General features: G+C 64.0%; 16 protein-coding genes. 10 read left to right on the forward strand and 6 right to left on the reverse strand.

The features are described from left to right. Positions 1 to 130: 130 nt before the first annotated feature. The 3 genes from CO675_RS13740 to CO675_RS13750 all read right to left on the reverse strand — a co-directional run bounded on the left by CO675_RS13740 (position 131) and on the right by CO675_RS13750 (position 3,409). The gene (locus CO675_RS13740; RefSeq protein WP_097672439.1) at positions 131 to 1,087 is read right to left on the reverse strand and encodes a catechol 2,3-dioxygenase; all 957 of its coding nucleotides are present in this window, start codon (positions 1,085 to 1,087) and stop codon (positions 131 to 133) included. Positions 1,088 to 1,242: 155 nt separating this feature from the next. Then, positions 1,243 to 1,428 carry a hypothetical protein gene (locus tag CO675_RS13745; protein ID WP_097672440.1) on the reverse strand — a complete coding sequence of 62 codons (186 nt, stop codon included), beginning with the start codon at positions 1,426 to 1,428 and terminating at the stop codon, positions 1,243 to 1,245. An 88-nt stretch (positions 1,429 to 1,516) separates the two neighbouring features. Continuing rightward, positions 1,517 to 3,409, reverse strand: a complete 1,893-nt coding sequence (locus CO675_RS13750; protein WP_502693382.1) for a putative bifunctional diguanylate cyclase/phosphodiesterase — start codon at positions 3,407 to 3,409, stop codon at positions 1,517 to 1,519. A gap of 397 nt (positions 3,410 to 3,806) precedes the next feature. Here CO675_RS13750 and CO675_RS13755 point away from each other — a divergent pair, with 397 nt between their 5' ends. The 3 genes from CO675_RS13755 (at position 3,807) to CO675_RS13765 (ending at position 6,753) form a co-directional block, all read left to right on the forward strand. Further along, positions 3,807 to 5,555, forward strand: coding sequence for an ATP-binding protein (locus CO675_RS13755; protein WP_097672442.1), 1,749 nt, complete (start codon positions 3,807 to 3,809; stop codon positions 5,553 to 5,555). 98 nt (positions 5,556 to 5,653) lie between these two features. After that, positions 5,654 to 6,232 (forward strand): peroxidase-related enzyme, encoded by a 579-nt coding sequence (locus tag CO675_RS13760; RefSeq protein WP_097672443.1) that lies wholly within the window; start codon positions 5,654 to 5,656, stop codon positions 6,230 to 6,232. A gap of 8 nt (positions 6,233 to 6,240) precedes the next feature. Beyond that, a complete protein-coding gene (locus CO675_RS13765; protein WP_097672444.1) occupies positions 6,241 to 6,753 on the forward strand; it encodes an MgtC/SapB family protein in 513 nt (170 codons plus the stop codon). Here CO675_RS13765 and CO675_RS13770 read toward each other — a convergent pair. Next, complete coding sequence (locus CO675_RS13770; RefSeq protein WP_097672445.1) at positions 6,714 to 7,340, reverse strand: ParB-like protein; 627 nt, start codon at positions 7,338 to 7,340, stop codon at positions 6,714 to 6,716. The two genes, CO675_RS13765 and CO675_RS13770, sit on opposite strands and share 40 nt — an antisense overlap. A gap of 87 nt (positions 7,341 to 7,427) precedes the next feature. On the opposite strand from CO675_RS13770, the gene CO675_RS13775 reads away from it, so the two are divergent. The 7 genes from CO675_RS13775 (at position 7,428) to CO675_RS13805 (ending at position 13,155) form a co-directional block, all read left to right on the forward strand. After that, the gene (locus CO675_RS13775) at positions 7,428 to 8,309 is read left to right on the forward strand and encodes an ion channel (RefSeq protein WP_097672446.1); all 882 of its coding nucleotides are present in this window, start codon (positions 7,428 to 7,430) and stop codon (positions 8,307 to 8,309) included. 87 nt (positions 8,310 to 8,396) lie between these two features. Further along, on the forward strand, positions 8,397 to 8,753 hold the full coding sequence (locus CO675_RS13780) for a hypothetical protein (RefSeq protein ID WP_097672665.1): 357 nt from the start codon (positions 8,397 to 8,399) through the stop codon (positions 8,751 to 8,753). Positions 8,754 to 8,934: 181 nt separating this feature from the next. Then, positions 8,935 to 9,234 carry an acyl carrier protein gene (locus tag CO675_RS13785; protein ID WP_021081038.1) on the forward strand — a complete coding sequence of 100 codons (300 nt, stop codon included), beginning with the start codon at positions 8,935 to 8,937 and terminating at the stop codon, positions 9,232 to 9,234. A gap of 9 nt (positions 9,235 to 9,243) precedes the next feature. Continuing rightward, entirely contained in the window at positions 9,244 to 9,720 is a 477-nt protein-coding gene (locus tag CO675_RS13790; protein WP_097672447.1) for a 3-hydroxyacyl-ACP dehydratase FabZ family protein, read from the forward strand. Next, on the forward strand, positions 9,713 to 10,897 hold the full coding sequence (locus CO675_RS13795; protein WP_097672448.1) for a beta-ketoacyl-ACP synthase: 1,185 nt from the start codon (positions 9,713 to 9,715) through the stop codon (positions 10,895 to 10,897). The genes CO675_RS13790 and CO675_RS13795 overlap by 8 nt, the downstream gene beginning before the upstream one ends. Before the next feature lie 27 nt (positions 10,898 to 10,924). Then, positions 10,925 to 12,202 (forward strand): beta-ketoacyl-ACP synthase, encoded by a 1,278-nt coding sequence (locus CO675_RS13800; RefSeq protein ID WP_097672449.1) that lies wholly within the window; start codon positions 10,925 to 10,927, stop codon positions 12,200 to 12,202. Positions 12,203 to 12,219: 17 nt separating this feature from the next. Continuing rightward, positions 12,220 to 13,155 (forward strand): lipid A biosynthesis lauroyl acyltransferase, encoded by a 936-nt coding sequence (locus CO675_RS13805; RefSeq protein ID WP_097672450.1) that lies wholly within the window; start codon positions 12,220 to 12,222, stop codon positions 13,153 to 13,155. 22 nt (positions 13,156 to 13,177) lie between these two features. On the opposite strand, the gene CO675_RS13810 is transcribed toward CO675_RS13805, so the two are convergent. Both CO675_RS13810 and CO675_RS13815 read right to left on the reverse strand, forming a co-directional pair. Continuing rightward, positions 13,178 to 14,122 carry a pyridoxal-phosphate dependent enzyme gene (locus CO675_RS13810; protein ID WP_097672451.1) on the reverse strand — a complete coding sequence of 315 codons (945 nt, stop codon included), beginning with the start codon at positions 14,120 to 14,122 and terminating at the stop codon, positions 13,178 to 13,180. A gap of 161 nt (positions 14,123 to 14,283) precedes the next feature. Then, positions 14,284 to 15,354 (reverse strand): polyamine ABC transporter substrate-binding protein, encoded by a 1,071-nt coding sequence (locus CO675_RS13815; RefSeq protein WP_245452767.1) that lies wholly within the window; start codon positions 15,352 to 15,354, stop codon positions 14,284 to 14,286. Between the last annotated feature and the right edge of the window lie 2 nt (positions 15,355 to 15,356).

Raw genomic sequence — 15,356 nt, forward strand, 5'->3', positions numbered from 1 at the left:
ACGTTACGAAGTGCAGCCTAACACCAAACGCCCGACGCGAGGCAATGCTGCCGCGCGCAGTGCAGCATTCCGCAATGAGATGCGTGATGCCGAACGCGTGGATTGCACGACGGCGCGGTGAACGCGCGCTCTATTCTTTCACCGGCGGCGTGCCATGGGTGTGGAACGATTCGATCGTCTTCAACCCCCAGGCCTGGCCCTTCTTGCGCTCCTCCTCGGTCCACACGATCGGTTTCCAGTCCGGCGCGAGGATCAGCCGTGCGCCGGCATTGGCGACCTCGACGCGGTTGCCGCCGGGTTCATAGACATAGAGGAAGAAGGTCTGCTGGATCGCGTGCTTGTGCGGCCCGGTCTCGATATGCACGCCGTGCTCGAGGAAGATATCCGCCGCGCGCAGGATCTCCTCACGGCTGTCCAGCGCGTAGGTGACATGGTGGAAACGTCCCATCTTGCCGTAGTGGTCGCGCGTATAGGCGAAGTCGTAGCTCTTGTTCGACATCGTCATCCACATCGCGGCTTCCGTGCCGTCGTTGAGCACGATCTGCTCGGTGGTGCGGCATCCCAGGTAGGTCTCGAAGAACAGGCGATTGGCCTTGATGTCGACCGCGAGGCAGTTGAGATGGTCGAGCCGGCGGACATTGACGCCGCGCGCCGGAAAGCGCTGCGCCTGGTTCTTCAACGCGGGCTTCAGCTCGGCCGGCGCCTCGTACCATTCGGTCTCGTAGTAGAGCTCGATGACGTGGCCGTCGGGATCGCGGCAGCGAAATGCCGGTCCCTGCCCCATGTCGCCTTCAATCCAGCCGATGTCGAAGCCCGAGCCCTTCAGCGCGGCGACGCGGCGCTCGAGCGCCTGCGGGCTGCGCGCCCGCAGCGCCATGTGCTCCATGCCTGATGTCTTCGATGCGGTCAGCTTCAGCGAATAGCGCTCGTAATCGTCCCAGCCGCGCAGGTAGACCGACTCACCGTTCCGGCCGCTGACGGTCATGCCCATGACATCGACGAAGAACTTCAGGCTCTCGTCCGGCTTCGGCGTCAGCAGCTCCATGTGCCCGAGATGAGCGAGATCGAAGATCGGTTCCGGCTGCATGGACGGTCTCCCCGCGAAGACGCCCGATCGACGGCTTCCCGCCCTGGCGAGCGAGCTTCGGTGCGTCGATTTGTACTAGTGTACAAAGGATTAGGTCCCGTCAACAAAATGTTGACCCGGGAAGTTGCAGCGCCCGTTGAAGCCGGCGTCCGTGCCTAGCCCTTCGACACCATCACCGGCGCCGGACCGTGCGGCCGGGACAAGGTCGCCGACACCGTCAACGCGACCGCGAGCGCGCACACCATGCAGAGCTTCATCCGCGCGCTGCGGCGATCGGTCATCGGCAGGAAGAAGAAGAACGCGATCGCCAGAACGAGAAGCGCATTCACGAGAATGTACATGGCGGAGCCCTCTTGTTGCGTATCAACAAGATGGCCGGCGCTCGCGCGGCATTCCGTGGCTGAGATCACATATTGAGGCGGCCGGCGGTCAGGCCACCGAGACGGCCCTCTCGCGATGCGACGACAAGAGCTTGCGGATCTCGACATCCGGCACCGGCCGGCTGAACAGATAGCCCTGCATCTCGGTGCAGCCGAGGATGCGAAGCAGGTTGCGCTGCTGCTCGGTCTCGACGCCCTCCGCAGTCGTCGTCATGTCGCTCGCGGCGGCAATGTTCACGACGGCCTGGACGATCGTGGACGACGCGCCGGTCCCGGCGAGATCCTTGATGAAGGCGCGGTCGATCTTGATCTTGTCGAAGGGGAAGCGCTGCAGATAGCTCAGCGAAGAATAGCCAGTGCCGAAATCGTCGAGCGCGATGCGGACGCCGAGCTCGCGCAGCTGATGCAGGATATCGAGCGCAGCGTCGTCGTCGCGGATCAGCACGGCCTCGGTGATCTCGAGCTCGAGCCGCGAGGGCGCGAGCCCCGACGCTGCGAGCGCGGCGGCGACGTTCAGCGCCAGCGTCTGGCTCTTGAACTGAATCGGAGACACGTTGACCGCGACGTTGATGTGATCCGGCCAGTTCACCGCTTCCCGGCACGCGGTGTTGAGCACCCAGTGCCCGAGATCGTTGATCAGGCCGGTATCCTCGGCGACCGGGATGAAATCCGCCGGCGAGATGGTGCCGCGTTCCGGATGCCGCCAGCGCACCAGTGCCTCGCAGCAGCTGACCTTGCCGTCCTCCAGATGCAGCAGCGGCTGATAGTGCAGCTCGAAGCTGCTGTCGGCGATGGCCTGGCGCAATTCCAGTTCGAGGCTGCGCCGCGCCTTGGCGCGCGCATCCATGCCGGTTTCGAAGAATCGGTAGGTGCGGCGGCCATCGCTCTTCGCGCCATAGAGCGCGAGGTCGGCGTTGCGCAGCAATTGATCGAGGTCGAGGCCGTCGGCGGGCGCGACCGCGATGCCGATGCTGGCGTCGGTCGTGATCAGGTGCCCGCTGCAATCGATCGGCTGGCGGATGGTCTGATAGATCGCGGCCAGCAGCTGCATGGTCTCGGTCTGATCGCGGACCGCGGTCTGGATCACCGCAAACTCGTCGCCGCCGAGCCGCGCCGCGATATCGGTCTCCCCGACGCAGGAGCGCAGACGTTCGGCGATTGCCCTCAGCAGTTCGTCGCCGATCTGATGGCCGAGCGCGTCGTTGACGCTCTTGAACTCATCGATGTCGATATACATCACCGCGAGCTGCTCGTCCGGCCGGATCGCGTTCAACGCCTGCTCGAGGCGCTGACGGAACAGCAGGCGGTTGGGCAGATCGGTCAACGCATCATAGTGCGCCATGTGCGCGATCTTGTTCTCGGTGCGCGTCCGCTCGGTGACGTCCTCGATGGTCGCTACCCATCCGCCTTCCGGCAGCGGCTTGTTGACGATCTCGATCGCCCGCCCGCCCGGCGCCTCGGTCAACTGACGCGTCGCCTTGCCAAGCTTCACGTTGCGGATGATGGCATCGCAGAACGCGTCGACGTCGCCGTCGAACGAGCCGGTCTCCTGCCGGTGCGCGATCAGCCGCTGCATGGTGCAGCCGGGCTTCGCGACATCGGGTGAGAGCCCGAACATCTCGATGTAAGGGTGGTTGCAGATGATGATGCGCGCCGACGCATCGTAAAGCACGAGCCCCTGCGGAATATTGTCCACCGCGGTCGTGAGATTGCGACGTTCGGTGGCGAGCCGCGCGTCGGAGATTTCATGCCGCTTCAGCAGCAGGAAGACGATCACGGCCATGATCGCAAAGGCCGCCATCAGCAAGCCTTCGCGCTCGCTCCATTGCGCGGTCACGCTTCCAAGCAGGCTGCCGACCAGCATGCCGGCACAGAACGCCAGCCCCTTGGTCGTGCCGGCGTCGGCATTTCCTGACGATGAATTGCGGTGTTCGATACGCACGCTGATCTCTCCCGAGCGCGGCATCGTTACGCAGCACTGATGGAAAGGTCGTTACAACTCGCAGTTAGCAATCGGTTACACGATACCTGGAGACAGAACGTAACACATCGCGCCGAAACTCCCGTAAACCTACGGAGCCGCCGATGCCCTCCGCGGAGATGGTGAATCCCGCCTTAACGGAAAAACAACGAAACGAGCCCGGCTGTGCCGAAAAGCGACGATTTCGCCGCCGATGCACGCGACGACGCGCAATCTCGCGGCACGATAGAAACAAATCGTCACCGGGAAGGTGTAGATTTAGCCGATGTGCAACCCCGGCGATTTAACGGTTTTTCCAAACCCGGGCGCGCATATTGGTCCGGACATTTAGATTTTGCCAACGAGCCAGGCTGGAACTGTGACATCCTTTGGACGTGTGATCTCTGTGCGTGGCTCGCAGGCCCGGGTCGGGCTGCTGGCTGGCGGCCAGATGCAGCTGTCAGAAATGCGCGCGACCGTCGGCCGGTTCGTCAGTATCCGCTGCGCGAGCTCGGTCATCGTCGCCATGATCACCGAAGTGTCGTGCGAGAACCTGGCGGCGTCCGACGAATACATGGCGACCGCTTCAGTCGACCTGCTCGGCGAAATCCTCGGCGGCGACCGCCCGAAATTCCAGCGCGGCGTCACGCACTATCCGACCATCGGCGACAGCACCGATTTGATCACGAACCAGGAGCTGCGCACGGTCTATGCGCCGAGCGGCTCAGACCAGATCAATGTCGGCACGCTGCAGCAGGATCGTTCGGTTATCGCCTATGTCGACGTCGAGGAAATGCTGTCCAAGCACTTCGCGGTGCTCGGCTCGACCGGCGTCGGCAAATCCACCGGCGTGTCGCTGCTGCTCAACGAGATCCTGAAGTCGCGGCCGAACCTGCGCATCTTCCTGCTCGACGTGCACAACGAATACGGTCGCTGCTTCGGCGAGCGCGCGCAAGTGCTCAACCCGCGAAACCTGAAGCTGCCGTTCTGGCTGTTCAACTTCGAAGAGATCGTCGACGTGCTGTTCGGCGGCCGGCCTGGCGTGCCCGAAGAGCTCGATATCCTCGCCGAAGTGATCCCGATGGCGAAGGGCATCTACACCCAGTACCAGAACTCCGACAGGGTCGGTCTCGGGCTGAAGCGGGTCGACCCCAAGCAGGTCGGCTACACCGTCGATACGCCGGTGCCCTATCGCCTCGTCGACCTGATCTCGCTGATCGACGAGCGCATGGGCAAGCTCGAGAACCGCTCCTCGCGCATCATCTATCACAAGCTGATCTCGCGCATCGACGCGGTGCGCAACGATCCGCGCTACGCCTTCATGTTCGACAATGCCAATGTCGGCGGCGATACCATGGCCGAGGTGATCAGCCATCTGTTTCGCCTGCCCGCCAACGGCAAGCCGATGACCATCATGCAGCTCGCGGGCTTCCCGGCCGAAGTCGTCGATTCCGTGGTGTCGGTGCTGTGCCGCATGGCGTTCGATTTCGGGCTGTGGAGCGACGGCGTCTCGCCGATGCTGTTCGTCTGCGAGGAAGCGCACCGCTACGCCTCCGCGGACCGCAACATCGGCTTCGGGCCGACCCGCAAGGCGGTGTCGCGGATCGCCAAGGAAGGCCGCAAATACGGCGTCTATCTCGGCCTGATCACCCAGCGTCCGGCCGAGCTCGACGCCACCATCATCTCCCAGTGCAACACGCTGTTCACGATGCGTCTCGCCAACGACCGCGACCAGGCGCTGCTGCGCTCCGCGGTGTCGGATGCCGCCGCCAATCTGCTGTCGTTCGTGCCTTCGCTCGGCACCCGCGAAGTGCTGGCGTTCGGCGAAGGCGTGGCGCTGCCGACCCGGCTGCGCTTCAAGGAGGTGCCGCCGCACCAGCTGCCGCGCGGCGAAGCCACCATCGCAACGGTGCCGTCGGTCACCGCCGGCCACGACATGCACTTCGTCAGCGCCGTGCTTGAGCGCTGGCGCGGCGCCACCTCGCATCGCGATTCGCCGAGCGGCGATGCCAGCTTCAACGCGCCGCCGCCGGCGCGCACCATGGCGCCCGCCGAGGCGCCGATGCTGCAGCCGTCACTGGGCCTCGATCCGGACCGCTTCTCGCTCCTGAAGAAGCCGCTGCGCTGACGTCATCATGGCAGGGCGCCCATGCGCCTTGCGCCCAAGCCGTCATCCATTATGGTTTCGCGTGACGCCGCGTCCCCGCGGCACGCCGGAACCATCTCATGACGCAGCCGACCGCAAAACGCTTCCCGACGCCCGCTCTCGACAAGCTCCCCGAGGACATCCGCAGCCGCATCCTGGCGGTGCAGGAGAAGTCCGGCTTCGTGCCGAACGTTTTCCTCACGCTGGCCTATCGCCCCGACGAGTTTCGCGCCTTCTTTGCCTATCACGACGCGCTGATGGAGAAGGACTCCGGCCTCTCAAAGGCCGAGCGCGAGATGATCGTGGTGGCGACCAGCGCCGCCAACCAGTGCCAGTATTGCGTGATCGCCCACGGTGCGATCCTGCGCATCCGCGCCAAGAACCCCGAGATCGCCGACCAGATCGCGGTCAACTACCGCAAGGCCGACATCACGCCGCGGCAGCGCGCGATGCTCGACTTCGCGATGAAGGTCAGCCGCGCGGCAGAGGAGGTCTCGGAGACGGACTTCGCCGCGCTCGCGACCCACGGCTTCAGCGACGACGACGTCTGGGACATCGCCGCGGTCGCGGCGTTCTTCGCGCTCTCCAACCGGCTCGCGAACGTCACCGGCATGCGGCCGAACAGCGAATTCTACATGCTCGGCCGGCAACCGAAATAGAGGGCGCCTTGGCGGACTGGAGCGAGATCATCCTGCGCCTCGGTGCGGCCACGCTTGCCGGCGGCGCGATCGGGCTCGACCGCGACCTGCGCGGCAAGCCGATCGGCCTGAAGACGCTCGGCCTCGTCAGCCTCTCGACGGCGACCGTCGTGCTGCTGGCCTTGCATGGGGTCGACCCCGGGAAATTCACCGATGCGGTCAGCCGCGTGATCCAGGGCGTGTTGACCGGGATCGGCTTTCTCGGCGCTGGCGTGATCGTCCGGCGGGGCGACCGTTTTCACGTCCACGGTCTGACGAGCGCCGCATGCGCGTTCTTCGCCGCATGCGTCGGGATCGTCTGCGGCGCCGGACATTGGCCGATCGTGCTCACCGCGCTCTTGCTGGCATTCCTGCTGCTGACCTTCGGCAAGCGGACCGAGCGGTGGCTGCACCACGTGCTCGGCGGCAAGGTAGATCCAGCCGAACCGGAGGCCGTACCGGGTCAGTCGTCGGATGCCGGTCCGCACCAGCCGGGCAGATAGACCGCTCCCCCGCTGCGACCCAGCGCCAGCCCCTTCTCTAGCGCCTTGGCGAAATTGTTCTCCACCGTCTTGCGCGGGATGTGGCGGCGCAGGAAATCGGCCCACAGGAATTCGCTGAACGGCGTCGTGTCCTTGGCGAAGCCGCCGGCCCGGCGCATCTCGCCGGCCAGACTGCGGAATGGATCGTCCTTGAGATCCTTGATCGACTTCGGAATGTCCTTGAAGTGGCAGCGCTCGCCCTTGGAGTTGTAGGGATAGACCCAGCGCTTGTTGTCCATCACGCCCCAGAACACGTCACGCTCGACCATCGTGAGATCGCCGATCACCGTGACCAGGATGTCCTTGACGCCCTCCTCGTGCAGCGCCCGCGCCATATGATGGTGATCGACCACGTAGTAGCGATCATCGGGACCATGGACGACCGGTATCATGTGCTTGCCAAGCAACTCGGCGCGCTTCTTGTCCGACTTGTGCTCGCGCCAGCGCTTCCGCTTCTCCTTCACCTCATGCATGCCGACCGTCATCTGGGTCGGCCGCAACGACAGGATCGGGACCGGTTTGACGTAAGGCTCGCGCGTATGGGCCATGATTTGTACTCCCGTTTGACCGGCACTCCGGAATGGGTTCCATTATGACATGGTGACGCAGGCAGGCGGAAGAGCCGGTTCGGCCGAATGGCATTGAGAGCAAGCGACCGCGTGAAGGCGCGCACGATCCGTCTCGGCAACCGCGAGGTCGTGACCGAGGGGTTGGAGCTCAGTTTCTGGGCAGACATCAGCCATCGCTGCATGACGGCATCCTGGCCCGCGTTTATTGGCGGTGCAGCATTGGTGTTCATCAGCTTCAACGCCGTCTTCGCCTTGTTGTATTGGCTCGGCGATCATCCAATCGCCAACGTGCCTGACGGCCAATACGTCGACTACCTCTATTTCAGCATCGAGACACTTTCGACCGCGGGCTATGGCGACATGCACCCGCAGACGCACTACGGGCACTTCATCGCCACCATCGAGCTCTTCACCGGCATCTTCTCGATGTCGCTGATGACCGGGCTGATCTTCGCCCGATTTTCGCGGCCGAGCGCGCGGCTGCTGTTCGCCGACAATCCCGTGATCTCGGACCATGAGGGCCAGCTCACGTTGATGATCCGCCTGGCCAACGAGCGGCACAACATCATCGCCAACGCCACCGCGCGGCTGTGGCTGTTCAAGAACGGCGTCAGCAAGGAAGGCATGCCTTACCGCCGGTTCTACGAACTGCCGCTCCTGCGCAGCGAGAGCCCGGCGCTGGCGCTGAGCTGGACCCTGTTTCATGTGATCGACCAGGACAGCCCGCTCTACGGCCTCGACGCCGCGGAGCTTAACGCCGTCAATGCCGGGATCGGCCTCTTCGTGTCGGGCCTTGACGACGTTGCAGCGCAAACTGTGCATGCGCGAAAATCGTACGAACATTCCGACATCCGCTTCGGCCATCGCTATGCCGAGATCCTGAAGGCGACCGACGACGGCCGACTGCGGATCGACTACAGTCGGTTCCACGAGACCATCGAAGGATAAATACCACCTCTGCGCGCATCAAGATTTTAGGTGTGAAGCGCAGCGAACATGCTAAACATGAGCGGCGACGCGACCGGACTGACAACAGTGAAGACGCAGCGGCCAATTTCCTCGGATGACGAGCACGTGGTGCTCAAATTCCGGCCGCGCACCTCGGCGCAGCCGCCCGGCAAGCGCGAGGAGCCGGTCCGATCGACCCGCCCGGCCTCCGTCGCTCCCGTTTCCGTCGCGAACGACCTCTCCCGCTACGAGAAGCCGCGCGAGGAGCCGGACGATTTCCGCCAGCGCATGCTTGCCAACATCGCTGCCTTCGCCTTCACCGTAGCGCTCACCGCGATCGGTATCTGGCTCGCCATGAGCATCGCCGATTTGCGCAAGACCCAGGATTGCGTGCTGATGGGACGCCGGGATTGCGCGAAGATTACGGTGATGCCGCGCAGCTAGGCGGGCCGGAACCGTACCCAAAAACCGTCCTCGCCAGGCCGGCCAAGCTCCATTGAACTAACGGCCCTGCTCCGATATACGGGCACACGACTCCGGCAGCAGCAATCAGGCAATCCGGGGCACCGCGCCCGCCTCCTCCGAGCCGACCCGGAATTACCGTCAATATATCAAAGGCTTAATGATGTCCTCCACATTCGAGCAGATCGCCAACATTATCGCGGAGACCTGCGACATCCCGCGCGATACGATCAAGCCGGAGAGCCACGCGATCGACGATCTGGGGATCGACAGCCTCGACTTCCTCGACATCGCCTTCGCCATCGACAAGGCCTTCGGGATCAAGATGCCGCTTGAGAAGTGGACCCAGGAGGTCAACGACGGCAAGGCCACGACGGAGCAGTACTTCGTGTTGCAGAATCTCGCCGACCGCATCGACGAGTTGGTTGCGGCCAAGAACGCGGGCACGGGCTCGGCCTCGTAATCGCCCGTCATGCAGCTTGAAACTTTTCAGCTGATCGATCGGATCGTCGACCTCAACCTCGACGCAAAGACCATTGTCGTCGAGGCGGATGTCCCGCCGGACAGCCATTCGGTGTTCGCGGGGCACTTCCCGGGCTACCCGATCATGCCCGGCGTGCTGCTCACCGAAGCAATGGCCCAGAGCTCGGGCTGGCTGATCCTCGGTCTGACCAAGTTCGAGCGCATGCCTTTCCTCGCCATGGTCAAGGAAGCCAAGATGCGTGGCTTCGTCAGCCCCGCCTCGACGCTGACGATCGAAGCCAGGATCGAACACGAAGGTTCAGGCTTCACCGTGACCTCGGCGAAGGTCCGCGTCGGCAAGGAGCTCAAGTGCAACGCCGAGCTGACCTTCCGCCATATCCCCTTCCCCAGCCCGGACTTGCGTGTGCATATGGATGCGCTCGCCAACAAGATCGGGTTTCCGCTGCAGGCAATGAGTAATGGCTGAGAAGGAAGTCTGGATCACCGGCGTCGGCCTGCTCTCCTCGCTCGGCGAGGGGCTGGATGCGCATTGGGAGGCGCTCGGCGAAAGGCGCGTCAATGCCGATGAGAAGCGTCTCGCGCCCTACGTGATCCATCCGATCGCCCCCGTCAGCTTCGACGCGCAGATCCCCAAGAAGGGCGATCAGCGTCAGATGGAGACGTGGCAGCGGATCGGCACCTACGCGGCCGGGCTCGCGCTTGATTCCGCCGGCGTCAAAGGCAATCAGGAAATCCTGTCGCGGATGGACATGATCATCGCAGCCGGTGGCGGCGAGCGTGATCTCAATGTCGACCTCGCGATCATGAACGCCGATGCGCAGGGCAAGCTGCCGCCTGCCGTCCTCAACGAAAAGCTGATGAACGAGCTGCGCCCGACGCTGTTCCTGGCGCAGCTCTCCAACCTGCTCGCCGGCAACATCGCGATCGTTCACGGCGTGTGCGGGACGTCGCGCACCTTCATGGGCGAGGAAGCCTCGAGCATCGATGCCGCGCGGATCGCCGTCGCACGCATCGGGGCCGGACAGAGCGACATCGCGCTGGTCGGCGCGGCCCATAACGGCGATCGCGGCGACCTCTTGATGCTCTATTCGTTCGGCGACTTCGCCCTCAAGGATCAATACGCGTCGGTCTGGGCCCGCCGGAACAACCCGGGCTTCGCCATCGGCTCTGCCGGCGCCTTCCTGGTGATGGAATCGCGCGAGCACGCCGAGGCGCGCGGCGCCAAGCCGTACGCCAAGCTGACCAAGGTCGTCGCCGATCTTGCCAAGCGCAAGCAGCCCGGCGCAGTGACCAAGTCGCTGCAGACGCTGTGGCCGCAACTCGGGGTCAGCAACGAGAACGCCATGCTGATCACGGGCGCGACCGGCGCCGAGCCCGCGACCGCTGAGGAGCGCGAATTCCTCGGGCAGCATCCCGGCCTTGCCGTGCGCGCCACCGGAACGACCTTCGGACACACCATGGAGGCGCAGTTCCCGCTCGGCCTCGCGCTGGCTGCGCTGTCGATTTCCCGCGGCGCGCTCTATCCAGCCAACGACCCGACCGGGCTGGAGGTTGAAAAGACCGGGGCGCCAACCCAGATTGTCGTATTGGGGGTCGGCCACTGGCAGGGCGAAGGAATGGCACTGGTCGAGGCCGTCAAGTAATTCGGCGCTAGCACCGACGGGGACACCATGACAGCACCACGCGATAAATTCGGCCGACCGATCGTCGTCGTGACCGGCATGGGAATCGTGACGTCGCTCGGCGGCGGCAAGACCGACAATTGGAAGCGCCTCAGCGCGGGCGAGTCCGGTATCAAGACCGTGACGCGCTTCCCGCTCGACAGCCTGAAGACGACGATGGCCGGCGCCGTCGATTTCGTCACCGTCGATCCGTTCTCCTCGACCAGCCTGTCGCAGCGTCTGGCGGAGATTGCGACCGAAGAGGCGCTGGAGCAGTCCGGCATCGGCAGCAAGGGCGACTTCCCCGGCCCGCTGTTTCTCGCGGTCGCACCGATCGAGACCGAGTGGCCGCAGCGGCTCGAAGTGGCCCGCGAGGTTCCGACCAAGGACTTTGGCATCATCGACTATCTGGCGACCTGCAGCGGCGGCAAGTTCGCGCACTTCCACCGGCGCTTCACCTTCGGTTCGGTCGCGCTCAACCTCGCCGAGACCTTCGGCACCAAGGGGTCGCCGATCTCGCTCTCGACCGCCTGTGCGTCCGGTGCGACTGCGATCCAGCTCGGCGTCGAGGCGATCCGCCGCGGCGAAACCGATGCAACGCTGTGCGTCGCGACCGACGGCTCGGTCAATCCCGAAGCCATGGTGCGCTTCTCGCTGCTCTCCGCACTCTCGACCCAGAACGATCCGCCGCAGGGCGCCTCGAAGCCGTTCTCGAAGAACCGCGACGGTTTCGTGATGGCCGAAGGCGCCGGCGCGCTGGTGCTGGAAAGCTACGACGCGGCGATGGCGCGCGGCGCGCGCATCCTGGGCGTCGTCGCCGGCTGCGGCGAGCTGACCGACTCCTTCCATCGCACCCGCTCTGCCCCGGACGGCAAGCCGGCGATCGGCTGCGTGCGCAAGACGCTGGCCGACGCCGGCATGGAGCCCGAGCAGATCGATCACATCAACGCGCACGGCACCTCGACGCCGGAAAACGACAAGATGGAGTATCTTGCGACCTCAGCCGTGTTCGGCGAGCACACCAAGAACATTCCGGTGTCGTCGAACAAGTCGATGGTAGGCCACACCATCTCGGCAGCCGGCGCGGTCGAGGCGATCTTCTCGCTGCTCACGCTCGAGCATCAGCGGATTCCGCCGACGATCAACTACGAGGTGCCCGATCCCGCGATCCCGTTCGACGTGGTCGGCAACAAGGCGCGCGACGCCAAGGTGACCGCCGTGATGTCGAACTCGTTCGGGTTCGGCGGGCAGAACGCTTCGCTGATCCTGACGCGCGAGCCGGCCTAGCGCCCTCGCCGCATCAGATGAAACGCCTGCTCCTTCGCGCCCGCGCGCATCTGCGTGATGCCGCAAAGCCTGTGACCGATGCCGCGATCGGCGGGCTGACCATCGGCCTGCTGCGCACCACGCGCTATTTCGATCCGGAGAAGACCGCACGGTTCTTCGGCCGCGCCGCGCATTTCATCGGCCGCCGGCTGCGCGAGGACCGCATCGGCCGCGAGAATCTGACGGCCGCCTTCCCGGAGAAGTCACCGCAGGAGATCGAAGAGATCCTGACCGGCGTCTGGCACAACCTCGGACGCATCGGCGCTGAATTCGCGCACATCGACCGCATCTGGGACCACGATCCCCAGAATCCCGACAAACCGGGCCGCGTCGAGTTCTCGGCGCGCAGCAAGCAGCTGTTCGACCAGTTGCGGGACGACGGCAAGCCGGCCTTGTTCTTTGCCGCACATCTCGGCAACTGGGAGCTCTCTCCGATTGCCGCGGCGGCACATGGGCTCGATGCTACTATTCTGTTCCGGCGGCCGAACATCGAAGCCGCCGATCGCGCCATCGAACGCATCCGCGCGGTCAACCTGGGCACGCTGGTGCCGGCAGGCCGCGACGCGCCGCTGAAGTTGGCGCAGGCGCTGAAGAACGGCCAGCACGTCGCGATGCTGGTCGACCAGTATTTGACCAACGGCGTTCCCGTCACTTTCTTCGGCCGCAAGACCACTGCTAACCCGCTCTTGGCGCGCCTGCGCCGGCAGATCGAGTGCCCGATCCACGGTACCCGGATCATCCGCCTGCCCGACGGCCGCTTCCGCGGCGAGGTCACCGAGGAAGTGAAACCGGTGTTCGACGCTTCCGGCCAGATCGATATCCAGGGCACGATGCAGGCGATCACCGACATCGTCGAGGGCTGGGTCCGCGAATATCCGGATCAGTGGCTCTGGCTGCACCGACGCTGGCGATAACGGTCCGACGCCGCCATTGGCATCACAGACCTTCGCGATCGAGCGACGGTACGTTCCCTCCGCAAGCGATGACCCATACACGCGATCGCTCGCTGTCGACGACGCCTGCCAAGACTGCCGCCATCGCCAAGGCGCCGCTGGGCTCGACCCGGATGCCGCAGGTCCCAAGAAGCAACCGGGCAGCGTATTGCACAAGCTCATCGCTGACGGCGCACACCTGAACATTCGACCATTGCAGAATTTCGAAGGCCCTCACTCCGATCTGGCGGGAGCGCAAGGCATCGCATACCGTATCTCCAGGAGGATCAATCCGGATCGGAATGCCAATCTCGCGAGCACGCGCGTAGCGCTGGTGGGTCTCCGGTTCTGCAACATAGATTGCGGCCGGAATAGACCGGGAGCGCAAAGCAAGGGCAACGCCTGCGGCCAGCCCGCCGCCGCCGCAGGCAACAATCACGGCATCAGAGGCTGGGCCACTTGCCTGAATGGCAGCTGCGATCTCCGAACCCACCGTGAAGCTTCCAGCAATCATCTCGACGTCTTCGAAAGCGTGCAGGTTACGCCAACCGCGTCGATGGGCCTCCATTCGAGCGCAATCGACCAACTCCGACCGCTCGACGATTTTTATCTCAGCTCTGGTTTCTCGGGCCTGCTCCCTCTTGAAGGCCGCTACGTCCGCGGGCATGACCAAACAGGCGGGCTTGTCCAGCACCTGGGCGGCCAGGCCAACCGCAATCGGAAAGTTTCCTGATCCTGCGGCGACAACTCCTCGCTCGGCGTTCCTCGTCCCAAGGATTGCTCCTCGAAACTTGAACGAGCCGCCATGTTGAATGGTCTCGTCTTTGATGAGGATTGTTCGCCCAGTCACTGCGTCCAACGCGGCGCAGGATCGTATGGGTGTCTCCAGCGCCCGCCCCGCAATGAACTCGAGATCATCACGAACCAAATGAATCGGCTGACGGGGCATCCTGGCCTCTGCGGCAATCTCAAGGAGTATCGAGGGCTATCGGACGCGCCGCACAGGTGTCCAATCAGCTGTTGTGACTGCTCGATTTATCTTGTGAGCGCCCGAAATATCTTAGCTCGTCACAGGCAATAGCCGAACGTCCGCCGTGCCCACATGCAGCCTTAGCGCCCGGTCTTCACCCGCGTCCACAGCCGGTTGATGATCCGCTGGGTCGCCGGATCGCGCGCCGTGATCACGAACAGCTTCTTCTGCATCGCCTCGTCGGGATAGATGTTCTTGTCGTTGAAGATCTTCGGATCGATCAGCTTCTGGCTCGCCAGATTGCCGTTGGCGTAGGACAGGAAGTTCGAATTCTTCGCCGCGACGTCGGGACGGTAGAGGTAGTTGATCAGCTCATAGGCTTCCGCGACATTCTTCGCGTCCGCCGGAATCGCGAGATTGTCGAAGAACATCTGCGCGCCCTCCTTCGGGATCGTGTAGCCGATCTCGACGCCGGTCTTGGCTTCCGCGGCGCGGCTGCGCGCCTGCATGATGTCGCCCGACCATCCGACCACGAAGCAGATCTCACCCGAGGCCAGCGCACTGAGATATTCGGACGAGTGGAATTTGCGCACATAGGGCCGGATCTTGATGACGAGATCGGCGGCTTTCTCGAGGTCAGCCTGCTTGGTCGAGTTCGGATCTAGGCCGAGATAGCTCAGCGCCGCCGGCAGGATGTCGTCGGCGGAATCCAGCATGTGAATGCCGCAATCCTTGAACTTGGCGAGGTTCTCCGGCTTGAACACCATGTCCCAGCTGTCGATCTTCGCATCGGGCCCGAGGATCTTCTCCGCCACCTTGACGTTGTAGCCGATGCCCGTGGTGCCCCACATGTAGTTGGCGCCGAAATTATTGCCGGGATCGTAGGTCGCGAGCTGACCCGTCACCACGGGCCACGCATTGGCGAGGTTCGGCAGTTTCGACTTGTCGAGCTTCAGGAACACCTTCGCGGTGATCTGGCGCTGCAGGAAATAGCCGGTCGGCACCACGACGTCGTAGCCCGACTTGCCCGCGAGCAGCCGCGTCTCCAGCGTCTCGTTGGCGTCGAACGTGTCGTAGACGACCTTGACGCCGGTTTCCTTGGTGAAGTCCTCAAGGACTCCCGGTGCCATGTAGTTCGACCAGTTGTAGAAGTTGACCGTGCGCTCCTCCGCACTCGCAGAGACAGCGAACAACAGAACCGTGGCGATCATGC

The sequence above is a fragment of the Bradyrhizobium sp. C9 genome (genome assembly GCF_002532045.1).
Classification (GTDB): domain Bacteria; phylum Pseudomonadota; class Alphaproteobacteria; order Rhizobiales; family Xanthobacteraceae; genus Bradyrhizobium.